This window comes from Hymenobacter radiodurans, from assembly GCF_004355185.1.
Taxonomy (GTDB): domain Bacteria; phylum Bacteroidota; class Bacteroidia; order Cytophagales; family Hymenobacteraceae; genus Hymenobacter; species Hymenobacter radiodurans.
Genome location: NZ_CP037921.1, coordinates 113,236 through 135,489, shown reverse-complemented (window position 1 = coordinate 135,489; position 22,254 = coordinate 113,236). Strand labels below are relative to the sequence as shown.

Sequence of the window (22,254 nt, the reverse complement as noted above, 5' to 3'; positions counted from 1 at the left end):
TGTCCTCTCCTATGCCCGTATTCCCTCTTTTTGTTGCTTCCCGCGCCGTGGCGCTGGCTGGCCTGCTCGGCCTAGTCACTGCTTGTGTCAAAGAAGAAGCCGTTAAGCATGTCAGCCCTTCCGAGATCGCCAACCCGGTCAAGGAATCGGACCTGACCACCGTGACCATCACCGAGCAGGCGGAACAGCGGCTGGGCATTAAAACCGTGGCCATCAAAACGGATAACGTGCAGGCCACCCGCGAGGTAGGCGGCGAGATTCAAGCCGTGCCGGGCCAGGCCGTTACCATCGTGGCGCCCGTGCAGGGCACGCTGCGCGGGGGTGCCACGATCACGGCCGGCCAGCGCGTGCGGCAGGGTCAGACCCTCTACCAGCTGGTGCCGCTGCCCGCCGAGCGCGACCTGCTCACCCTGGACCAGGGCACGGATCAGGCCCGCACGCAGCTACAGGTAGCCCAGGCCCGCCTGCAGCGGGCCGAGGAGCTGCTGGCCGACCGCGCCGGCAGCGTGCGCGCCCGCGACGATGCCCGCGCCGACGTGGCCTTGGCCCAACGGGCCCTGGCCGATGCCCGCGCCCGCCAGAGCGCGCTGAACGGTAGAGTTGGTGGTGGACAAGCCTTGCCGATCAAAGCGCCCCTGAGCGGGGTGGTGCAGCGCGTGACAGTAGCGCCTGGCTCAGTGGTAACAGCCAACACGGTATTAGTGGAGTTAGCGTCCCTTACGAAGGTTTGGGTACGCGTGCCGCTGTTTGTGGGCGACCTGCGCCGGCTGGGCAAGGAGCAATCCGTGACCGTGCGGCCCCTGAACGGGGGTGCCCCCCGCCAGGCCCGGCCGGTGGAAGCGCCCACCCTCGGGGGCACGGCCGGGACGGCCACGGCCGACGTGTTTTACGAAATTGACAACTCCGACGAGGCGTTCCGGCCCGGCGAGCGGGTGGCCGTGGACGTGAGGCTGGGCAACGCGGCCGGCGGCGCCACGAACGGCGCTGCGGGAGCGGCGGCCAGTACGCCGGCGCTGACCATTCCGGCGGCGGCGCTGCTCTACGACGCCTCGGGCGGGCAGTGGGTGTACGTGCGCACCAAGCCCCGGCAGTACACCCGCCAGCGGGTGGAAGTGCAGCGGGCGGTGGGGGACCAAATCGTCATCTCGCGGGGCGTAAAAGCCGGCGCGGAGGTTGTGACCGACGGCGCGGCGGAGTTGTTCGGAACCGAATTTGGCGGCAGCCATTAACCCTGTGGTTGCGTGCGCGAATGGCGGCGTGGGTAAAAGCTTCAGTGGAGTTTTTTCCCCTTCGCCCATCTCGCTGCTCAGCCCTTTAGCCTAGACTTATGAAGTGGATAATCGAATCGGCACTGCGGCTGCGGCTGGTGGTCGTCATCTTGTTTGGCGTCTTGCTGGTGGCCGGCCTGCAGGTGGTGCGCAACACGCCCCTGGACGTGTTCCCGGAGTTTGCGCCGCCCTACGTGGAGGTGCAGACCGAAGCGCCGGGCCTAAGCACGGCCGAGGTGGAAGCCCTGGTGAGCGTGCCCCTGGAAAACGCCCTGAACGGCACGCCCGAGGTGAAGAAAATCCGGTCGAAGTCGGTGCTGGGGCTCTCGTCGGTAGTCTTGTATTTCCCGCAGGGCATCGACATCAACAACGCCCGGCAGGCGGTACAGGAACGACTGGCGCGGGTAGCACCTACCTTGCCTGGCGTGGCCCGCCCGCCGGTCATGCTCTCGCCCTTATCCTCTACCAGCCGGGTGCTGAAGATTGGCGTGTCGTCGGACAGCCTCACGCAGGTGGAGATGACCACGCTGGCCCGCTGGAGCATCCGCCCGCGCCTGATGGCCGTGCCCGGCGTGGCCAACGTGGCCATCTGGGGGCAGCGCGACCGGCAATTACAGGTACTGGTGAACCCCGAGCAGCTGCGCACCCTGGGCCTCACCCTGGTCGAAGTGGAAAAGGCCGCGGCCGATGCCACCACGCTGGCCGGCGGCGGCTTCATCGATTCGCCCAACCAGCGCCTGGCCGTCTCGCAAAGCTCGGCCATCCAGACCGCCGCCGACCTAGCCCAGATGCCGGTAACCTTCCGCAACGGCGTGAGTTTGAAGCTGGGCGAAGTGGCGCAGGTGGTCGAAGGCTTCCCCGCGCCCATCGGCGACGCCGTGATTAACGATGGGCCGGGCCTGCTACTCATCGTGGAAAAGCAGCCCGGCGCGAATACCCTGGACGTGACGCGCCAGGTGGAAGCCGCGCTCAATGCCATGCGGCCAGGGTTGAAGGGGCTGGAAATCGACTCGACCATCTTCCGGCCCGCGACCTTTATTGAGATGTCGCTCAGCAACCTGAACAAGTCGCTGCTCATCGGCTGCGTGCTGGTGGTGCTGGTGCTGCTGTTCTTCCTCTACGAGTGGCGCACGGCCCTGATTAGCGCCCTGGCGCTGCCCACGTCCCTCATCGCGGCGGCGCTGGCCTTGCGCTACTCCGGCAAAACCATCGACACCATGGTGCTGGCCGGCCTCATCATCGCCCTGGGCGAGGTGGTCGACGATGCCATCATCGACGTGGAAAACATCATGCGCCGGTTGCGGCTCAACAAGGAGGCCGGCTCCCCCAAAACATCCTTTGCCGTGGTCTACGAAGCTTCGATGGAGGTGCGCTCGGCCGTTATCTATGGCTCGGTTATCGTGGCGCTGGTCCTGCTGCCCATTTTCCTGCTGCCGGGCTTGTCGGGCGCGTTTTTCCAGCCGCTGGCCTTTGCCTACGTGCTGGCCATTTTGGCCTCGCTGTTCGTGGCCCTGACGCTGACGCCGGCACTGGCGCTGCTACTCCTGCCCAAAGCCGCGGAAAAAGAATCCAAGGATGCGCCCGTCGTGGCCTGGCTCAAGCGCCGCTACGCCCGCGTGCTGCCCGGCCTGCTGGCCCGGCCCAAGCGCGTGGCCTGGTCGCTGACCGGCGTGGCGGTGGTGTCGATGCTGCTGGTCCCGTTTTTCGGGCAGGAGTTCCTGCCCAACTTCAAGGAATACGACTTTCTGATGCACTGGGTGGAGAAGCCCGGCACCTCGCTGCAGGCCATGTCGCGCATCACGGTGCGGGCCAGCAAGGAGCTGCGCGCCATCCCCGGCGTGCGCAACTTCGGCGCCCACATCGGCCGGGCCGAAGTAGCGGATGAGGTCGTAGGACCCAATTTCACGGAGCTCTGGATTTCCGTGGACCCCAAGGTGGACTACGAAGGCACCGTGGCCAAAATCCAGGAAGTGGTGGACGGCTACCCCGGCCTCTACCGCGACCTGCTGACCTACCTGCGCGAACGAATCAAGGAGGTGCTGACGGGTACCTCGGCTACCATCGTCGTCCGCATATTTGGCCCCGACCTCGACCAGCTCTATGCCAAGGCCAAGGAAGTGGGCAGTAAGCTCGAAGGCGTGGAGGGCGTAGTCGACCTGAAAGTGCAGCAGCAAACCCTCGTGCCCCAGATTCAGGTGAAGATGAAGCCCGAAGCCGCCGCCCGCTTTGGCCTGAGCCCCGGCACGGTGCTGCAGGCCATCAGCACGCTGGTGAAGGGCCGCAAGGTGGGCGAGATCTACCAGGAGCAGAAGATTTTCGACGTGGCCGTGTGGGGCCAGCCGGCGGTGCGCTCCGACTTCGGGGCCGTGCGCGAGCTGCTCATCGGCCTGCCCGGCGGCGGGGCCGTGCCGCTTAAGGAGGTGGCCGACGTGCGCATTGTGCCCACGCCCAACGAAATCACCCGCGAGGCGTCCTCCCGCCGCATCGACGTCACGCTGAACGTGCGCGGCCGGGACCTGGGCTCGGTGGCCCGCGACGTGCAGGCGCAGGTCGATGGCGTGGCCTTCGGCAACGGCTACCACCCGGAAATTCTGGGCGAGTACGCCGAACGGCAGGCCTCCCAAAACCGCATGGCCCTGCTGGTGTGCCTCTCGCTCATCGGCATCTTTTTGGTGCTCTACACCGACTTCGGCACCGTTCGGCTGGCCACCCTGGGCATCCTGAGCTTGTTTTTTGCCGTGTCAGGCTGTTTGCTGGCGGCATTTCTGACGGGCGGCGTGCTCTCGCTCGGCTCCATTGTGGGCTTTATTACGGTGCTGGGCGTAGCGGCCCGCAACAGCATCATGCTCGTGAGCCACTACCAGCATTTGGAGCGGGAAGAAGGAATGCCCTTTAGCCGAGAGTTAGTCATCCGTGGCTCTCTGGAACGGGTGTCGCCCATTATCATGACGGCCCTGACCTCGGTGCTGGCCCTGCTGCCCATCATCCTGGCGGGCAACGAGCCGGGCGCAGAAATTGAGCACCCGATGGCGGTGGTAATTCTGGGGGGCGTTATTACCTCCACGGTGCTGAACCTGCTGGGTATGCCAGCCTTATACTGGGCCTTCGGGCGCGCGAAAGGGGCTAAGGAAGCTAGCTAATGCACAAAATAGAGATTCGGGTAGGACACACGCGGTTCTACGAGCCAACGGTGGATATGAGATGCTTTGTTTCAAGCCCGGCCTTCCAGGCACCCATCGCTTTGGGAATCACCGAATAGCTTTTCCAGTGGTGGCCTCTACCCGGGTCGTGCCCTTTCCCTCCGACGTGCTGGCCGGCGAGGTTGGCGCCAAGCTGGGGGTGAAAGGGATGCACCGGCTCTTTGACCGCTACGTTTAGGCTTTTAACTGCCAGGGGAGTGCTATCCGCACCTGCTGACTGGCCCGGCGCGGGCCACTCCCCTAGCCTTCAGAATTACTACAGAATGCTTCCGTATATCTGCGTCACTAAGCCCTCCTAATTACCGGGAAACAGGCATTACTAACCTGCTTCCTGCTGTAAGAACAAGCTACTCGTGTCCGCCATTGCGCTGGTCGTCATTCCGCTGCTGGTGAGCCCACCGCACCTGCTCGAATTTTAGAATCCTTCACTCGCGGCCCGTTCATGCGGCCAGCTACTATCGCCTCCTATGTCCTATTGGCAAGCGCTGTTCCTCGCTATTGTCGAGGGCCTGACAGAGTTTTTACCGGTGTCGAGCACCGGTCACATGATTATCGTGGCGAATCTGCTCGGCATCGGGCAAGTGCCCTTTACCGAAGTTTACATTACCTCGATTCAGTTTGGGGCTATTCTCGCGGTGGTGGCGCTGTACTGGCGGCGGTTTGTGCAGAGCCTAGACTTTTACCTAAAGCTAATCACGGCCTTTGTGCCCTTTGGCCTACTGGGTTTTTTGCTCAAGGATGTGATTACGGTGTTGCTGAAAAGTGTAACCGTGGTGGCCGTATCCTTGGTATTGGGGGGTATTGTGCTGCTCTTTATTGACAGGTGGTTTATCAGGGAGCGTAAGCAGGTCACGACGCCCAGTTTGGGGCAGGCATTTAACATTGGCCTGTTTCAGTGCGTCGCCCTGGTCCCGGGCGTCTCGCGCTCGGCCGCCACCCTCATCGGGGGCTTAGCTCAGGGGTTTGACCGGCGCTCAGCCGCCGACTTCTCGTTTTTGCTGGCCGTGCCTACGATGGCCGTCATTACCGCCTATCAGTTCTATAAAGTCTACCATACGACGTTACCCAACGGCGAAGAACTGAGATTGCTGTTGTTTGGCAACGTAATAGCTTTTTGGGTGGCACTGCTCGCCGTGAAGACCTTCCTGCGCGTGGTGGTCCGCGTCGGCTTTCGAAGTTTCGGGGTCTATCGGGTACTGGTGGGTCTCACCATTCTCCTGCTCCTGGCCCTGCACGTCGACTTACACATTTTGTGAGCTGTCGCCTACGAGCGTAGCCACAAAATCAAGGGGTAGAGTTGATCATTCACTTGCTCCCAGCGCTATACAATCAAAAAAACATAGATGGTTTACTCCAATGTGTACTCGTTATACCTATTTGCTGGCCGCGGCCGTAATGGCCATCGCCCCCGCCGCCGCGCAGGAAAAGGTGCCTGAGCATCGGGTTTTTCTATTTGGCAACACGGCCCAGCGGGAAGTACCGGCTGCCCGCCTGGCCCAGCTGCGGCAGGTGCTGGAGCAGCAGACAGGGCCTTTTACTGTTGTCCACCTGGGCGACATCGTCGGCAACACCGGTCTGGCGGGCAAAGCTGATAGTGTCCTGGCTCAGCCCGCCCGCACTCGCGCCGACGCGCTCATTTCCCTGGTAAAAGGCCTGCCCCAGGGTCATATCTACTTCCTGCCCGGCGATAAGGACTGGTCCAACTCCGGCCCCGATGGCTTGAAGGCTGTGCGCCGGCTGGAGAAGTACATTGAAAAGCAGCTGCCCGGCCAAAACGCCTTCCTGCCGAGCAACGGTTGTCCGGGCCCTGAAGTGGTGGACGTAGCCCCGCTGGTGCGCCTGGTGGCCCTCAACACGCCTTGGTTTACCCACCCCTACGACCGACCCGAAGCGCCCGATACGGACTGCAAAACCCTGACCGCGGAGGAATTTCGGGAGCAGCTGCATGACATTCTCGACGAAACCCGGGGCAGGAACGTGCTGCTGGCCGGCCACCATCCCGTTGTGAGCAACGGCGAGTATGGTGGCTACCCGCCTCTCACCCGTCACCTGCTGCCCCCGGTGCTGGGCACGGTGTACGCCGCTTACCGGCAGAACGTAGGCACCCCACGCGACATGGCCAATCCGCGCTACCAGGAACTCCGCAAGGAGCTGCTGAATACGTTGCAAAGCAACCCGGGCGTGGTATACGCTGCCGCCCACGACTACAGCCTGCAGCTCACCCCCTTTCAGGGCAACTATCATCTCGTCTCCGGCAGCCTGGTCGAAGGGCACCACATCGGTGCCCAAGGCGAGTCGCTGTTCAACCAACGGGAGGAGGGCTATTCCCGTCTGGACTACTTCGCGGATGGTACCGTGAAAGCTTCTTTTTATGTTTTCAGCGGGGATGAATCCCCTCCGAAGGCCCCCTTTACTACCACGCTCTTCCGCTCTGCCTGCTTGGCTGCCGGCCCTGGCTCTCCCTCCCTCCAAAAACGAGCAGTGGAGGAGGAGGCCCCCACCAACGCTTTTCTGCTCACGTGCGCTACTGAAAGCCATTTCCCCAAAACCCCGAAACCCGATGCGCCTTTTCAATCATCCACGGTCGTCGCTCCGGGCCCGCAGTATCGGGGCACGTTTAGCAAGCGCCTATTCATAGGCCCGGTCTATCGCACCTCGTGGATCCAGCCGGTAGAAGTACCTACGCTGGACCTGCGCTCCGAGAAAGGCGGCCTGCGCCCCTTCGGTAAAGGTGGAGGCCGCCAGACCACGGCCCTTAAGCTCATTGCCGCGGACAGTTCAGAGTACGTTTTTCGCTCGGTGGACAAGGACGTGACCAACATCCTGCCGCCTCAGCTGCGCCACTCCATTGCGGCCGACATCCTGCGCGACGTCACGGCCACGGCGCATCCTTACTCGGCCCTGGTGGCCGGCTCATTACTCGACCACACCGACATCCTGCACGCCCGGCCACGGCTGTTTCGCCTGCCCGATAATCAGCAGCTTGGCCCCTACCGCCAGCAGTATGCCGGTCTGCTCGGCACCCTGGAGGACCGGCCCTCAGATGCCAAGCCCAACCTGCCCGGTTTCGGGGGCAGTGAAGAGGTAAAGCGCAGCTTCGGGCTGTTTCGTCAACTCTACAAAGACCACGACAACCAGGTCGATGCCCTGGGCTTGGCCAAAGCCCGGGCCTTTGATATGCTTATTGCCGACTTCGGCAAGCATGAGGACAACTGGAAGTGGGCCGCTTTCAAGCAGCCCGACGGCGGTACCCTGTACCGCCCCATTCCGCGCGACCGCGACCAGGCGTTTACCCAGTGGAACGGCCTGCTCACGTACCTGTCCGACCGCGAGTGGGCCGTGGGCAGCATTGAGGGGTTTGAAGACCACTTCCACGACCTGAAAAGCCTCAACTGGCCCGCCAAGGACCTCGATCGTTTCCTGCTGCAGGGCCTGAGCCGCGAGCAGTGGCAGCAGGCCGCCCGCTACCTGCAAACCCAACTGACGCCGGCCGTCATTGACGAGGCCACTGGCAAGCTGCCCCCGGAAATACAGCCCCTGTCCGGCAACGACATTAACCGCAAGCTCAAGGCCCGTATCCAGGACCTGCCCCAGGCCGTGGACGACTATTACCGGCTGCTGGCCCGGCGCGTGGATGTGCACGGCAGCAACAAGGGGGAGGTATTTCAGGTGGACCGCCTGCCTGCTGGGCAAGTGAGGGTGCAGGTGTTCGACCGGTCCAAAGAAGGCGAAAGCCCCGACGGTCTGGCCCTGTATGACCGCACTTTTAAGCCCGCCGAAACCGAGGAAATCAGCGTCTACGGGTTTGACGGCCGGGACGTGTTCTACGTCCGTGGCGAAGCTTCCAGGAGCATTCTGGTGCGCCTCATTGGTGGGGCGGGCCAGGACCATATGGTAGATGAATCGCGGGTGAAAGGCCTGCGCACCCTGACCAAGGTGTATGACGTGCCCGACACGGACCTGCAGCTGGGTAAAGAAGCTGACAACCGCACCTCGACGCGGTCGAATATCAATGAGTACAATTTTGAAGCCTTCGACTACAACTCATATCAGCCCCGCTTCATGCTGTTTTACAATCGCAACGACGGCTTCGGCGTCAGCGCTGGGGTCAGCTTTCTCCGCCAGGGGTTCCGCAAGCCCGGTTTCAAAAACCTCTACGCCTTCGATATTCAAAGCAGTAGCAACGGCTTGCTGCTACTTACCGGCAGCACCCGTCACCGCTATGCCATCGGCAAAGTCGATGCGGGCGCCGAGGCCAGCTTCGGCAACTACTTTCCCTACTACAACTTCTTCGGCATCGGCAACGATACGGACATCAGCCAGGACCGCTACAACGACAGGTTCTACACTGCCCGCTACCGGGGCTTCACGCTCAACGCCTTTCTGGAGCGCATCTTCCTGCAGCGGAGCACCCTGCGCCTGGGGCCAGCCTTTGAAGACTACACCTCCAACTTTGCCGACAACAGCCTGTTGGGCCTCTCGACCCAGACCCCTCCGCCGGACGCATTCAACCGGCCCAACGCCAGCGCCCAGCAGCTGCTGGGCGTCAAGGGCCTGCTGGACCTGGACTTCCGCGACCGGCCCAGGTTTGCCCGCCGCGGGGTGCGCCTGCAGGCCCGGCACGAAAGCTACCGCCAGCTTCGCGGCCCGCAACGCACGTTTGGCCTCACTCAGGGCTTTACCGAGTACTACGGCACCACGCGCCTCGGGCTGCCCATTACCCTGGTACTGAAGGGCGGCGGGGCCAAAAACTACGGGCCCGTCGACGACATTCCCTTTTACAAGCTTACCTCGCTGGGCCTGCGCGAAAACCTGCGCGGCTACTACCGCAACCGCTTCACCGGCGACGCCAGCCTCTATGTGAATACCGAACTGCGCCTGGCCTTAGGGCAGGTCAAGAACGGCTTTCTGCCGTTTTACTTCGGGGTGTTTGGCTTTTACGATCAGGGGCGGGTATACTACCAAGGCAACTCGCCTGGGGGCTGGCATGCGGGCTACGGCGGCGGCCTCTACCTTGCGCCCGTGGTCGAAACCCTCGCCTTTTCGGTGTCCTACCAGCAGTCATCCGAAAACAGCCTGATTCAGTTTGGCTTGGGCTTTAATATCGATAAGTGATGCCAGGCCTGCCGCTGGGGACCTAATCTGGTCGTGAAGGTAGGCCTGCAAGCTTAGTGGGCTGCTGGCGCAGCTCCACTTGTTGCTCCAGGGCAATGCCTATCATCGCTGCCCTAGACTACACTATTTCCCTGGCCGCCTCACGCCTACTGGCAGCCCTATTCTGTTTGGCAGGCCGCGTGCTGGGGTCGATGACGGAGCCATCCGCCCCCGAGTGCCCGGTACGCGGTGGCCCGCCGGCATGCGTGGCCCAGGTGCGGAGCACCCGGTTGATGATAAGGATAGCAGTCAGAATGCCCGCCATGCTCAGCAACCAAGCTTGATGAAGACTAATCCACGTAAGCATTTTCTTCTGACTAACCCCCTTATCTACTTACCCTAAGCACCGTGCCTGCGCACTACCCTAGGGCATTTTGTGCTTTTTCCCCGCAAGAATGTCGCCAGCTTGCTCGCCGCCCGTGCTCGCGCTACCGCCGGATGGGGCCTGCCTGCCTGGGCCTTATTTGCCGGGTAAGCGCTGGGATTGCAGGCGCACGACTTGGGCCAAGCTCAGCTCGCCCTGCACATAGCGCTGCAGGAAAGCCAGCGTTTCGCGGCTCACTAGCGGCCCGCCGGCCTCCCGGAGGCCACTAATGCGCTCGGCCTCCTGCAGGCGCCCGAGCCACTGCGCTTGCGCGGCCGGGGCCAGGGTGGCGGGGGGAAGGGGAAAATAGACGTTACTCATCACCTAATAGCTACGAAATAGCACCGATAATCACCTGCAGAACAACGACGCCCGGGTTGCCGGCCGGGTGCTTTCTCCTTCTTGGCAAAGCCAGTGCCACGTTGCCCGGAGCACGCTGGGCGGGCTGGTTCTCCTTCCCTCCTCGCTACCCCGCTCCTGCCGGGGTGGCTATGGTGCCGTGCGGGGGCGATCATGGCCCCCGCACGGCACCATAGCGGGGGAATCCACAGCGTGTCGGTACCAGCCGGGGGCGGGCCGTGATGCTGGTGGGCGTAAAGGGCTCCGCGGCTTGCGCGGCTTGCGCCAGCGTATACAGGGCGTAGGCCTGGGCGACGGGGTTGCCCGGCTCGAGGGAGCTTAACTCGGTGCGTAAGGCGCCCTGAAAGGGCTGGTGGAGGAGCATGTACGGGGGGTGGGCAGGAAGAGGGAGGAGGACGGCGGCCCCAAAGCAAGCGTGAAGCCAAAAACTGAATTTTCTGAAGGTCCTGCCCACCCCGTGGGCAGGCTTACCGTAAGGCCCCGTGCACGAAACGCAGCAGCTCCTCCATATCTTGGATGGGGCCCTGGTAATGTACGTCGGGGGTGAACAAGTCGCCGGTGGCAATCTCCACCACATCGGAAGCGTCGGGTAGGTAGAGGCGCACGGTTTTCGCCGGGGTGAGCAGCACATAGAGGTCCCCCTGCGCGTAGCGCGTGCCCTGGGGCAGATAATCCGCATAAATAAAGCCCGCAGCTTCGAGTTCGGAACGCGTCATGGGGACTGACAGGATGAAACACCAGGGAAGAGAAGGAAGGGGCGCTCGTAGATACAACACCTGAATCGACACCCAGGCCGGGACGATGCGGCGTAGGCACACGCGACGAACGTACGGCTTTTTGGGCATTTTCCCGTATGTCGGCCGTAAGCCTTGCGCGGGCGAACGGCTTACTCGAGTTCTGCGGGCGGAGGCGGAGAAAAACCACCCCTACCTCGGCGGAATCGACGGCTCCGAAAGCTATTGGTTTGGCCATCTTGCCTCCAAGCTGCTACCAAGTTTTTGGCCTTGAGTAAAGGTTGGTACCAAGGTTAAACGGGTGGATTGGCCGGGGCGGGTTTGCGGTGGGCGTGAATGACCACCTTACGATGGCGGAGGTACTTGTAGAGGGTGACCTTGGAGATGCGCAGGCGCTGGGCAATCTCGTTGACGCCGAGCTGCTGCTCGCGGTAGAGCGTTTCGGCGATAATGGCCGTGCGCTCGGCTTCTTCCGAGAGGCCCCGCTGGCGGCCCCCGACCCGGCCCCGCGCCCGGGCCGCGGCCAGCCCGGCATGGGTGCGCTCGCGAATCAACTCCCGCTCAAACTCGGCCAAGGAGGCAAACAGGTTGAAGACGAGCCGGCCCTGGGCGGAAGTGGTGTTGATGGCATCCGTGAGGGACACCAGCCCCACCCCGCGCTGCTGCAAGTCGCCCACTACCTGCAGTAGGTGCTTGAGCGAGCGCCCCAATCGGTCGAGCTTGTAAATGTAAAGGGTGTCACCGGGGCGCAGCTGTGTGAGCAGCCGCTCTAACTCGGGGCGACTGGCGCTGGCCCCGCCGGACACCTTCTCTTGGTAGATGGTCTCGCACCCCGCTTTGGTTAAAGCATCGAGTTGCAGTTCCAGGTTTTGGTCGCGGGTGGAGACGCGGGCATAGCCGATGTTCATAGAGCAAAGTACAGGTTATCCGTGCCGAAGATAGCCTTTACCGTACTTTGATTGCTGAACAAGTTTTCTGTACCAAATCAGCTGGTTTTGGCTTTGGTTTACCCCAGCGGACGTCACTGGATGATTTGTTCAATTATAGGTTCGTTTCGCTTTGCGGAAGTCCACTGTGTGTCGTCCTGGAAAAAGTTGACCGTTGTGTCATCCGTCTTTTTATTCGAGCATTTTTGTAGACAAGACGGTATCTAGTTAGCTACCCCTTAAATGAACTCCAGAGTGAAAGCGAAAGTCCCAACTGATCGTCTCGTAACTCAAGGCCTCATAATTAATGCTGAAACTGACTTAATGAGACACCGTAGAATTGAGGAGTATATATAGTGTGATGATTGTGGCTATAAAACAAGAGCAGCTTATGATTAGGTAGTGAACTCCACACGACAACTGAAATTTTTACTCCTTATATAACAAATAAAAAACGTCTTCAGTAAAATGCTGAAGACGTTTTTTATTTAGGAGCACTTTGTAGGCAATTCTACCACCTCCGAGAAGAACATGGAATATTTGGTTTTAAAAAGTATCTATTCTGAATTGCTATCAATAGTATAATTGTTTTTATATCCACGAATAGCATGTACTAAAGAAGAAAGTATAATTTTTAAATCCAACAATAAAGACCAGTTTTGAATATACTGATCTGAAGATCTTGATTCTTTCTTGCGGCCTACAGCTTGTGCTAACCCTGTGATTCCAGGTGCCACTAGATGACGAACCATGAAGTTGTTTATCACACGTGAATATGATTCCGTGTGCCGTACAAGGTGTGGCCGAGGACCAACAACTGACATTTCTCCTTTTAAAACATTGAAAAACTGAGGGAGCTCATCTATACTAGTTCTGCGCAGAAAGCTTCCTAACTTAGTAACATGAGAAGCTTTACCTTCTGTATTCAATGCAAATGTTCTAAACTTTAAGCAATAAAAAGGGCGATTTCTACGCCCCGTACGTATTTGTTTGAAGAATACGGGGCCTCTAGAACCTAGTTTAATTAAAAGTCCAATCACTGGAATAAGCCATGACAATACTAAGCATATAACTAATAAACTGAATGCTATATCAAATACGCGCTTCAAAACGACTTCTCTCGTCGGTATAGTGCTAGGTTCAATCAAGGCATTACTAAAAATGTCTAAAAGTTCATTCTTGATCTCTTGAGGTGGATTACCGTGTAGAGCTTGTATTATTAAATCCTGCGCCTTCTTATAGTCACCACAACTCAGTGCTAAACTTGCAGCACTTCTGAATAAAACAGAACGAGTTGGTTCTGCAGTAATTTTATCTTTTAATAGAAAGGCGGCACTGGTTTCCAATTCCAACGCGCTACGCAAGTTTTGCTTGTACAACGTGATATCGCGCTGCATCAAGGCTGCTTCAGCCTGATGCAGGCTGTCCATAGCATCATGATGTAATTGCTTAGCGTTGCTCATTTCTTCACTAAAACAGCGACTGGTGACCCAAATTCCACTATAACTACATACGCAGGCAAATTAGTACTATCGGATGCATCTGTCTGCTTCAACTTCTTTCTTACTCTCCCGGATACATTCAGGTCACCTTTACGAATACCTGAAACCTCGAGTCGGGCATTCATAAAGTTGTCTTCATCATACAAGATATGTCCTTTATTATACCCAAGCCAGTAATCTACACCAGTGCCAATAACAGCTTCCTCGATAATCGAATAGTCTGTTAGCTCAACTATTAAAAAGAAAGCAATAGCAGTCGCAGCATTCTCCGTAAGCTTAGCACCAGCTTTCCAGCCAGCAGTAAGGGGTTTGCTAGTCCATAGCAACTCAAACGTAGTAGAATTATCCCCTAATACAGTAAGTAGTGCTCCAGAAAGATGATTGAGCTCCTCTAACAGAACTACGCATGCCTCACTGTAGTAGTCACATTGAACCGCTGAAAAATTAGCTACTTGATTTTTAAGTTCTTCTAAGGTTAATGATTTTAACATCTAACTGGCATTGACATACTTAAGTACTATGCTCACTGGTGCTTTTATTTTAGAATTAATACTACGAATATTCAAGCCTATTTTATTCAACTATTAGATCTGCTCTATTCATGAGCCGCTAAAGTATCGTCCATAATATGACTAATAATCTCGACCGCCAGCACCGCGCCACTGACCGGCCGCTGAATGATCCTCTCCATGATGATTTTCAGCGGGGTTCATTCGCGCAACGCATTGCCGACACCCTTATCTCTCGCGTTAACCCCGACAGCATTGTTATTGGCATGTACGGCAGCTGGGGGGAAGGAAAAAGCACAGTGCTTAACTTCATTCGACATGAGTTGGGCCGTGTTACTGACAAGGTAGTGGTACTAAACTTTAACCCCTGGCGCTTTACCGATGAAACGCAGTTACTGACCAACTTCTTCGGTGAGCTAGCTAAAACGATCGACCGGCAATTGCTCACGCCTGGCCAGCGAGCGGCCAAGCTTGCCGCCGAGTACGTAGCGCCACTGTTGCCTAAGGTGACCTTTTCTGCGCAGGTCGACGGCCCTAGTACGGAAGTAGATTTTAGCACCCAGGTACAAGCACTACTGAATAAGGCACAGCCTGACGCCGACGGCCTGCGCCAGCGGATTGAGCAGCTACTTGCCGATGCTGGCAGGCGCGTTATTGTAATTGTCGACGACATTGACCGGCTGGAAAAAGGGCAAATTCAAGCCTTGTTCCGCTTGGTCAAGCTTACGGCCGACTTCCGTCATACGGCTTATGTACTAGCCTTTGACGACAGTATGGTAGCCCGCGCCCTGGGGGAGGTGTTCAGCCCCGCAGGGGAAGCAGCCACTGCCCAGCAGGCCGGTCATAACTTCCTGGAGAAAATCATTCAGGTGCCGCTGCGCCTACCCCGCGCCCGCGCCGATGACTTATTCGACTTCTGTCTGGCTCGTCTTAATGAGGTGTGCCAAAGCCAAAACATCGAGCCCGACGCGGAAGATGCGCAGCGGGTCAGCAATACATTACGGGCTGCCTTGTTACCGCGGCTGACCACCCCGCGCTTGGCCGTGCGCTACGCCAATGCCGTAGAGTTCGGCTTACCGCTGCTCTACCGGGAGGTCAATCTGGCTGATTTTATTTTAGTCGAAGCTTTGCACCTGTTCTACCCTGAGCTTCATCGGTTCGTTGCCACCCACCCCGAACTGCTTACCGGCAGCACCCAGCGCTCCGATGGCAACTATGAATTCTTACCCGAGGTGGGTAGTGATCCGAAGAAGCCCAAAATAGAACATTTTCTTGATAACCACTATCCACAGCGCGAAGAGCGACAGGCGACGCAGCACTTGCTGTGCACCTTATTTCCCCGCGTAAGTCGACACTTTAACCGGAGTCGCAGCTTGTTCGACGACTCGCCAAGCCGCCTTTCTAACACCGAACTAGCGCAGCGGCAACATGTCGCTGCGCCTACCCATTTTGCCCGGTACTTCGCCTATACCATTCTGCGCGACGACGTAGCCGACCAGGAGTTTGCAGCCTTTCTGGCGCAGCCCCCAGCCCAGCAATTCAGTACCAGTCAGGACCTAATTGGGCGGCTGGGCATCTCTACCTTCTTGCAGAAATTGGCTTACCGCGTCGACCTGCTAAGCCCGGTGGAAGCCACCAACGGATGGTACTTACTCCGTCAGCTCAGCCCTTCCATTAGCGATGAGCGGGTGGGGTGGTTCTCGGGCCGCACGGACCTGTCTCAAAGCGCTTGGCTACTGGTCGCTTTGTTGGCCCGGCTACCCGCTGACCAACGCCTACCCCATATCCTCGATCTGCTTGACAGCGACGCCGCGTTTAGTCTCTGTGAACGGCTAGTGTCCCAATTACTTACTCGCCGTACTAAAGCGTTAGCTAAGCCGCTAGAAGACCAAGACGACAGTACTTTAGACTTATTTACGCGAGCCGAATGGGAGCCTATGGAGCAAGTGCTGGCCGCGACGCTGGTGGAACGGGCTCTGCACGAAGCTGGCAGTCAGGCCATCTACACAGTATTCCCCGTTATCGGCTGCCGGATCATGCACCTGTACTGGCGTTTAGCTGCCAACCCCCAACCCCTGGCTGAGTATGTCTTACCCCGGCTGCGGCGTAATCCTGACGAGGTCGTTCAACTACTGCAAACGTGCGCTCCATTCGTTTCCGTCAACCACGCGCCCCCTTTCCATGGTAATATCGAGGAAGATACTTTTGCGATGCTGTATCAATCCGTGGGCCCCGAGCTATATACCGTAGTGCGGCAGGTACTGGGGCCCGAACCCATTCTCTCCTACTCGGCTGATCGCTTCCGGTCAACCCCTCCTTCCCCGAGGAACGCCTCCGCCAATATAGCTACCTATATGAGCACCAGGTCGATTCCTCTGGTTAGTCCGGATAATACATAGAGCCTCAATTGTACTCACGGTTGTATAATCAGCTATAGCACTGCAATACGTCAAATTAGGACTGTTCACAGAAAAATCAGCAGCTGGACCTGCCTAAAGTCAGTAGCGCTTTAGCTTTACCCGATGGCATGACCAGTACCCGTCCGGCACCGCCGCTCGGCACCGCCGAAGCAGGACAAATAGGAGTGTTCAGCATGGGCTATGCCAGCAGCAAAAAGCCTAGGCAGGAGTCCTATTCACGGATCAGCTGTAAGGACCTGTGTTCTTCTGATTTCATCACTACACATTATGACTTCCCAGCAAAAAATCACAGTAGAAAAGTCGCTTAGCCAACTTGAGTCCCTTAATCTGACTGATATTGCCAAGAAAACATACAGTGGCAAAGACCTCCGCACTGTAGTAATAGGTGACTTTAAATTACCTGAGCTCATTGCCATGTTTAACCGCGCCATTAAGCAGTTGCGGGCTGAATTAGACCGAGGAAGTTGGCAACTGATGTTTCACACCTACAATGACCCGGAGTTGGGGCAAGCCCCCCTGAGTCAGCAACTACAACATATATACAGCCACCTAGCGGGGGGTATAAGTTTGATCACATTGTGGCCCAATTGCTATGGCTGGTGCACTACCAAATGCAAGGGGGGTTCTGGGAAAAATCAAAGCTGCGTGTCCACTCAGTGGAGGAGCTACAATTGCAGAAAGCACAAGACGCTATCGCTTTACTAAGCGCTGAGGTTGAGCGGCGAGTTACCGAAGTAGACACGCTCAGGGAGGAGCTGGAACAAACCCAACTGAAGTTGAGCGACTACCACGTGCATAAGCAACAAGAGTTTAAAACTCTTACCGGAAATCAGCAACAGTCCAGCGAATTGCTCAAAGAAATCCGTGGCTTCCAGACCGAAGCCAGCACCACCAATGCCACCATTGCAGGTATTATGGAGCAGCAAAAATTGCTTTTGACTGATTCAAAAGAGAAGTTGGCGGAGGACCACGAGCAGTACACTACGATAGTCAAATCCTTGGAAAGCATACGTGGCTCTGCCAAGGACCAGCTGTACGAATTAGGCGAAAAAGATGAGCGATTCGCTGAAATCCTTCAAGGTGCAACGGAGAAGGAGGCCCTTATTCTAAGTAAGCAGCAACGCATTGATGAGCTTTTGGGCTTTGCGGCTGATAGTGCTCTAGGGGGCACATTCAGCCGCCGCCAAAAAGAACTGGTGTGGCCAGTACGCATCTGGGCTACAGTTGCAATTGCTGGGGCTGTATTTGCCCTGTGGTGGGTACTGCACATCTTCACGCAGTTTCCTAGCCACGGCGACGGCGGGTTCAGTTGGTCCGTCACGCTACTAAATGTAGTCCGAACTTCCCCCGCGTTCGCGCTGCTATTTTTTGCCATTGCGCAATACACGAAGGAACGTAACCTACAAGAAGAATATGCCTTCAAGGCGGCTGTGTCCATGACAGTAACCGCCTACTCCGACATGATTCATGTCGAAGCAGAGAAAACCGCCATGCTAGTGAGCGCCATCCAAAGCATCTATACTCCGCCTTCACTGGGCAAGGATACTTCCCCTATGAATTCCAGTACCAAGCATCTGGCTGCTGCGACCAAGAATGTAGTAGACACGGCTACTGCCCTGAAAACCACGGCCACAGATTTGGTATCTGCTGCCAAGGCATAATCCACTTTTCATCTGCAACGGGCAGATACATGTAATCAAGGCTCAACTTCCACCAGGAAAAGCTTACCAAAGAACGAATATCACCCTTAACCACTCGTCAGCACATTAGCCAGATTCATTGCTTTCTCGATACCATTCAGCCCGGTTACTGGCTTATCACGCCCTATAGTAATAGCGAAGTCATCTTGGTTAGTCGGTCAAGTGCAGCCCGATCGCTATAATAATGTAGAGACGACTCAGAATACAAGTAGTCAAGAAGAACTGTAGTTCCTACTGGAAGATTAGGAATAGATGTGTTATCTACTACTAACACCTAGTATGAATCATCTAGTACGGGATCTAAGATTCTTGTGATATAAATATTTTAACCTATAGCTCAACTTCGCACAATAATAAATGCAATTTATCCAATTGCTAATTTTGTTAGAGGCCCACCTTCGTAAATCACACCAAGTGTTACACCCCCACTGAAAATCGATCGTTGGAGGGCCAAATAAGCCTCTATAAGCCACGCAAAAGACTTTGACCTACTCCACCTTCAAAAAAGATTGCAAAGCGCTTGTGCGGCATCCAAAACCTATTTGTATATTTGCTATACCTAAGAGGGTGCTACCACAACATTCTTAGCAAAAAAGCCAACCATTATGGTCGGCCTTGAGCAGAGTAATACCATTTAAAGCATAAGAGCGATTGCTACCAACAATCGCTCTCAGTGACCGCCTACTGAAACGCAGTAGGGCATTCGGCGATGTGAACTGTTTACCAGACAGACCACATCGAAATTACCCTTAGTCCATCTGAGCCATGAAGCGCGATGAGAACCAAGAGTATATCTACAGCCCCTATATAACGATAAAGGGTGTGCGGGTGTACAAAAAGGGGGGCGGTGTATTCCGCATTCCTGTGGATAAGCTAAAGAAACGTTAGCATTCCCGAATTATTTTATCGTCGTTAAGCAGCTGCTTTTCGTTCGATTGGAGCATCGGTGGCATCCAAGTTGGGTGTCCAACAGCCAGTAGGTTATTCTTACTGGCTGTTTTTGTGTGCTGAAACAAACAAGTTTTGATGTCTATGCTTTTGTCGTTTTGTCATGCGATGATTCGGCATCTTTTCTTGACTAAACATCTTGATTAACAACAAGATAATAACACTTAACTGGGCACATTGCAAATGTAAGAGAACATTTCAAATTGTGATGTTTCTAGCAAAATATTTTTTGTTATCCAATCAATGGAAATTATCAATATGCTAATTGTCAGCCCAATAATTTCGAAGGGTCTAGACCCTCCAGAACCGTCTTTCTTACTGGGAGTGCAAAGGTACAAAAGAAATTTTATTTGATTACAGAAGATTACAACTGGTGTGGTTAGTTGTCAATCGCGCTGTAAATCAGCATGTTTATGCTACTCACCTTTTGTTGCTGGATTAGTTTCATTCAAAAGTGATGCTCAACAAAGAAAGCTAACCTTAGCTCGTAAAAGCAGCTCAGGTATAAGTTAAACCAACTCTTAAGACAACGCCCGAAGTTCCTACTCCCCTGGCATCATTTCTTGGTCGCTAAATCCAAGACTAACGCTGGCCCACCGTAACATCAGTTCTCGCTTTCCTTAGGTGGTGAATGCTGATTACATAATTCTGACAGGTAATACAGTGCATAAACTAATTACCTTCAGGATGAGCAACTAGCTAGGATCTTGTGACATACTAGCATCAGGTGTTCCCACAACGGCACGAATAGTCTCCCGCTGGATACCAGGAAATAGAGGCGAGCAGAACGAACTCAAAACGGTACGGCTATAACCCAGTAGTTTAGATGCAATAAGCTACAATTTAAGTGTCCAAAAAAGGCCTTCCGCAAAGGTCCCGAAAACTGCGGTTTTCGGGACCTTTGCGGAGATAATTCTATTATTTACCAACCGTTACCTAGATAGCACTGGCTGTTCGAGGATGCCATTATCAGTATTCTGGCGGCTATCGCCAAATAAGAGAAGGTGCGATTAGGGGAGCGAACCAAAGCAGGCATGAGTCGGGCCAAGGAAAAGGGAAAGAGTATTGGACGGCCCAATGTTGGCTCCGAGAAGGTAGCACACGTGAAACACCCGAAGGCAACCGGCATTTCTGACCGCGCTATTAGTACTGTGCTGGGTATACCTTCTAGCACCATGGCCAAGTATTTAAAACAGTAACCCCTGTAGAGGATATCATAAATCGAAAAAGATTAGCTAATTGTACAATCTTATCTCACGACAAACTCTTTTAGTAATGGCTGAAACACCCAAATCTCCAGTATATATAACTGCTGAAAATGCGCCCTCTGTTACATTAGAGACTATTAGGCACTTGATGACCCTACAAAATGTTTCCGTTGAACTGCAAAAAGAGTTGCTAGTTCGAGGTGGGCATATGTCAGAAGCAGAGGCAGATGAGCATATATATACCCTTATGGAGAAATACAATTCTAGAGTCACCGATTATATTGAGGAGACTCTCAGTAAAGCTCAAGTAAGTATTGACAAACAGCTTGGCCGTAAGAAATAAAGCTTTTTTCTATCCTTCGCGCTGGCTTCGTAAATGGTGAGGTTTGGGTTCTTCAACGATCCTAAACCTCACTTTTTCATTTATTAAGCGCTATATTCTAGTTACTGCGGCTGCCCTAGGCACCATGAGGGCTAGTGTTACCGCCCAAATTCTATCCTCTACGACTGCCGCGCCAGAGAGCTAAACCATCGAAGGCACAGCTAAAAAGGAGAAAGTGCCGAAACAAGCACGGGCCCCAGCAGCGCAGCCGTATCCAAAGTGGGCTAACTAGGCGTCTAGAATCTCAACACTTAATACCTACCCCGCTATTATGGCAGCACGGATCCGCGTAAAGTGAAGTATGCCAACCGCCGTTAAATTTTATTGATTTGGTAACTTATAAAAGCTATTAAATAAAAAGCCCCGCTACAATTGATAACGGGGTTTTTTGCTTTTTACTTATTTCTTAGATCAACGACTTGTACAGCGTCTATTAAATGCGAGAAATGATTAAAAAGCAACTCTACGAAGCGCCCATTAAGTACTCCATATGTCCCTTTTCTTACTTCAGCGTTAGGCCTTAACTTATAGTACAGCTTTAGAGGCTTAACTATTGAATCTACTTGAAGACGAGCACCCTCATTCCATTGCTGATCTCCTGGTTCACCTGGTGTATGCATAAAGGTATACTCAGGTGTAGTTGCACATTCCCAAGTTTTGATGCTTTTATCTTCAATCTTTTCTTTTATCAAACGCAGAAGTACTTCTGGTTCAATATTTTCTTTAAGTGTAATGTAAACAGCCATTATGGAGTGACTTATTGTGTACAGCAAGGTATGAGCAAACGAGCTCGTCTATTACTGTTTATGTATTTCCTGTATTTATCTAGTGCTTTTTATGCTTTCCAGCGTTGCAAACAGTAGAGATGGAATTTCTTCATCAACTATCATTTGATAATTGATCTCCACTTTATTAAGAACATCAACAATCAAGCAATTCTTAGCACTTACATGATGGTTGTTCCCAAAATTTGCGACCATATAGATGTGAAGAGCTTCAGCAAAAATACCCAGTTCTTCCTTTTTGAAACCTTCTAACTTGGCTAAGAACCAAATTGCGCCAACGTAGTTGTTTTCCTTCTCCTCAAATGAATATACTTGGCTAGGTGTTATTTGCACAGGCAAGTTACTTATATCTATAATTGCCTTCTTACTATTTTTACTTAATATCCTGGCATCCTCGGGTAGCCAACTGCTAACATTAAAATCCTCATAATTATGAAGGATGCTGAGGTTTCTCTCATACATATCCTTTGTCTGTTTTATCATACCTGGCTTAAAGTCATTCAATATATCCGTTATTTTCTCCTTAATTGGTTCCGTATTCTTCGCTTTTACGGCATTGCTTAAAGCGCTCAGGCTTCGCACCCAATAATCGCCGCCGCCATCCAAGCTTGCCTCATTCCTTTTGCCTAAACTATTAAGAAAAGTTTTTTGACTTTTTTCAGTCTTATTTCTAAATGTTACAATATTCTTTACGGAAATCTTTTTCATTTTATTATTATTTTGAATATATCGAGCTGTGTTACTTATATAAAGTAGGGTATCCAGCATCGCCCCTTACTTGCGTAAAGAGGGGT

At 54.7% G+C, this 22,254-nt stretch carries 15 protein-coding genes and 1 pseudogene; 7 read left to right on the top strand and 9 right to left on the bottom strand.

Translation table 11 applies throughout. The features are described from left to right. The first annotated feature begins 11 nt into the window (after nucleotides 1-11). The 4 genes from EPD59_RS00605 to EPD59_RS00590 all read left to right on the top strand — a co-directional run bounded on the left by EPD59_RS00605 (nucleotide 12) and on the right by EPD59_RS00590 (nucleotide 9,583). On the top strand, nucleotides 12-1,229 hold the full coding sequence (locus EPD59_RS00605) for an efflux RND transporter periplasmic adaptor subunit (protein WP_133271099.1): 1,218 nt from the start codon (nucleotides 12-14) through the stop codon (nucleotides 1,227-1,229). 98 nt (nucleotides 1,230-1,327) lie between these two features. After that, nucleotides 1,328-4,408, top strand: a complete 3,081-nt coding sequence (locus EPD59_RS00600; RefSeq protein WP_133271098.1) for an efflux RND transporter permease subunit — start codon at nucleotides 1,328-1,330, stop codon at nucleotides 4,406-4,408. Between the two features lie 527 nt (nucleotides 4,409-4,935). Next, complete coding sequence (locus EPD59_RS00595; RefSeq protein WP_133271097.1) at nucleotides 4,936-5,724, top strand: undecaprenyl-diphosphate phosphatase; 789 nt, start codon at nucleotides 4,936-4,938, stop codon at nucleotides 5,722-5,724. A gap of 100 nt (nucleotides 5,725-5,824) precedes the next feature. Further along, a complete protein-coding gene (locus tag EPD59_RS00590) occupies nucleotides 5,825-9,583 on the top strand; it encodes a BamA/TamA family outer membrane protein (protein ID WP_133271096.1) in 3,759 nt (1,252 codons plus the stop codon). Between the two features lie 118 nt (nucleotides 9,584-9,701). On the opposite strand, the gene EPD59_RS00585 is transcribed toward EPD59_RS00590, so the two are convergent. From EPD59_RS00585 to EPD59_RS00555, 7 genes and pseudogenes are all read right to left on the bottom strand, one after another. Next, nucleotides 9,702-9,887: a hypothetical protein gene (locus tag EPD59_RS00585; RefSeq protein WP_133271095.1), complete on the bottom strand. Its 186-nt coding sequence runs from the start codon at nucleotides 9,885-9,887 to the stop codon at nucleotides 9,702-9,704. A 195-nt stretch (nucleotides 9,888-10,082) separates the two neighbouring features. Further along, nucleotides 10,083-10,307, bottom strand: a complete 225-nt coding sequence (locus tag EPD59_RS00580) for a hypothetical protein (protein WP_133271094.1) — start codon at nucleotides 10,305-10,307, stop codon at nucleotides 10,083-10,085. 190 nt (nucleotides 10,308-10,497) lie between these two features. Then, nucleotides 10,498-10,710 carry a hypothetical protein gene (locus EPD59_RS00575; RefSeq protein ID WP_133271093.1) on the bottom strand — a complete coding sequence of 71 codons (213 nt, stop codon included), beginning with the start codon at nucleotides 10,708-10,710 and terminating at the stop codon, nucleotides 10,498-10,500. Nucleotides 10,711-10,813: 103 nt separating this feature from the next. Continuing rightward, on the bottom strand, nucleotides 10,814-11,062 hold the full coding sequence (locus EPD59_RS00570; protein WP_133271092.1) for a hypothetical protein: 249 nt from the start codon (nucleotides 11,060-11,062) through the stop codon (nucleotides 10,814-10,816). Between the two features lie 332 nt (nucleotides 11,063-11,394). After that, nucleotides 11,395-11,988, bottom strand: a pseudogene (locus tag EPD59_RS00565) (recombinase family protein); the annotation flags it as partial. 575 nt (nucleotides 11,989-12,563) lie between these two features. After that, a complete protein-coding gene (locus EPD59_RS00560) occupies nucleotides 12,564-13,469 on the bottom strand; it encodes a sugar transferase (RefSeq protein ID WP_133271090.1) in 906 nt (301 codons plus the stop codon). Then, complete coding sequence (locus EPD59_RS00555; RefSeq protein ID WP_133271089.1) at nucleotides 13,466-13,999, bottom strand: hypothetical protein; 534 nt, start codon at nucleotides 13,997-13,999, stop codon at nucleotides 13,466-13,468. Before EPD59_RS00555 ends, EPD59_RS00560 begins: the two co-directional genes overlap by 4 nt. Before the next feature lie 137 nt (nucleotides 14,000-14,136). Here EPD59_RS00555 and EPD59_RS00550 point away from each other — a divergent pair, with 137 nt between their 5' ends. The 3 genes from EPD59_RS00550 to EPD59_RS00540 all read left to right on the top strand — a co-directional run bounded on the left by EPD59_RS00550 (nucleotide 14,137) and on the right by EPD59_RS00540 (nucleotide 20,636). Continuing rightward, a complete protein-coding gene (locus tag EPD59_RS00550) occupies nucleotides 14,137-16,416 on the top strand; it encodes a KAP family P-loop NTPase fold protein (RefSeq protein ID WP_133271088.1) in 2,280 nt (759 codons plus the stop codon). Nucleotides 16,417-17,015: 599 nt separating this feature from the next. After that, entirely contained in the window at nucleotides 17,016-18,098 is a 1,083-nt protein-coding gene (locus EPD59_RS00545; RefSeq protein WP_133271087.1) for a hypothetical protein, read from the top strand. A 2,262-nt stretch (nucleotides 18,099-20,360) separates the two neighbouring features. Next, on the top strand, nucleotides 20,361-20,636 hold the full coding sequence (locus tag EPD59_RS00540; protein ID WP_133271086.1) for a hypothetical protein: 276 nt from the start codon (nucleotides 20,361-20,363) through the stop codon (nucleotides 20,634-20,636). Nucleotides 20,637-21,070: 434 nt separating this feature from the next. Here EPD59_RS00540 and EPD59_RS00535 read toward each other — a convergent pair whose 3' ends face one another. Both EPD59_RS00535 and EPD59_RS00530 read right to left on the bottom strand, forming a co-directional pair. Further along, the gene (locus EPD59_RS00535) at nucleotides 21,071-21,421 is read right to left on the bottom strand and encodes a hypothetical protein (protein WP_133271085.1); all 351 of its coding nucleotides are present in this window, start codon (nucleotides 21,419-21,421) and stop codon (nucleotides 21,071-21,073) included. 75 nt (nucleotides 21,422-21,496) lie between these two features. Beyond that, a complete protein-coding gene (locus EPD59_RS00530) occupies nucleotides 21,497-22,168 on the bottom strand; it encodes a hypothetical protein (protein ID WP_133271084.1) in 672 nt (223 codons plus the stop codon). Nucleotides 22,169-22,254 lie beyond the last annotated feature (86 nt).

What these genes read in the sequence shown, in the direction of transcription:
- EPD59_RS00590 (WP_133271096.1), top strand. Translation starts at nt 5,825, where the DNA reads ATGTGTACTCGTTATACCTATTTGCTGGCCGCGGCCGTAATGGCCATC.
- EPD59_RS00570 (WP_133271092.1), bottom strand. Translation starts at nt 11,062, where the DNA reads ATGACGCGTTCCGAACTCGAAGCTGCGGGCTTTATTTATGCGGATTAT.
- EPD59_RS00540 (WP_133271086.1), top strand. Translation starts at nt 20,361, where the DNA reads ATGGCTGAAACACCCAAATCTCCAGTATATATAACTGCTGAAAATGCG.
- EPD59_RS00600 (WP_133271098.1), top strand. Translation starts at nt 1,328, where the DNA reads ATGAAGTGGATAATCGAATCGGCACTGCGGCTGCGGCTGGTGGTCGTC.
- EPD59_RS00550 (WP_133271088.1), top strand. Translation starts at nt 14,137, where the DNA reads ATGACTAATAATCTCGACCGCCAGCACCGCGCCACTGACCGGCCGCTG.
- EPD59_RS00535 (WP_133271085.1), bottom strand. Translation starts at nt 21,421, where the DNA reads ATGGCTGTTTACATTACACTTAAAGAAAATATTGAACCAGAAGTACTT.
- EPD59_RS00575 (WP_133271093.1), bottom strand. Translation starts at nt 10,710, where the DNA reads ATGCTCCTCCACCAGCCCTTTCAGGGCGCCTTACGCACCGAGTTAAGC.
- EPD59_RS00595 (WP_133271097.1), top strand. Translation starts at nt 4,936, where the DNA reads ATGTCCTATTGGCAAGCGCTGTTCCTCGCTATTGTCGAGGGCCTGACA.
- EPD59_RS00580 (WP_133271094.1), bottom strand. Translation starts at nt 10,307, where the DNA reads ATGAGTAACGTCTATTTTCCCCTTCCCCCCGCCACCCTGGCCCCGGCC.
- EPD59_RS00605 (WP_133271099.1), top strand. Translation starts at nt 12, where the DNA reads ATGCCCGTATTCCCTCTTTTTGTTGCTTCCCGCGCCGTGGCGCTGGCT.
- EPD59_RS00530 (WP_133271084.1), bottom strand. Translation starts at nt 22,168, where the DNA reads ATGAAAAAGATTTCCGTAAAGAATATTGTAACATTTAGAAATAAGACT.
- EPD59_RS00555 (WP_133271089.1), bottom strand. Translation starts at nt 13,999, where the DNA reads ATGTTAAAATCATTAACCTTAGAAGAACTTAAAAATCAAGTAGCTAAT.
- EPD59_RS00585 (WP_133271095.1), bottom strand. Translation starts at nt 9,887, where the DNA reads ATGGCGGGCATTCTGACTGCTATCCTTATCATCAACCGGGTGCTCCGC.
- EPD59_RS00560 (WP_133271090.1), bottom strand. Translation starts at nt 13,469, where the DNA reads ATGAGCAACGCTAAGCAATTACATCATGATGCTATGGACAGCCTGCAT.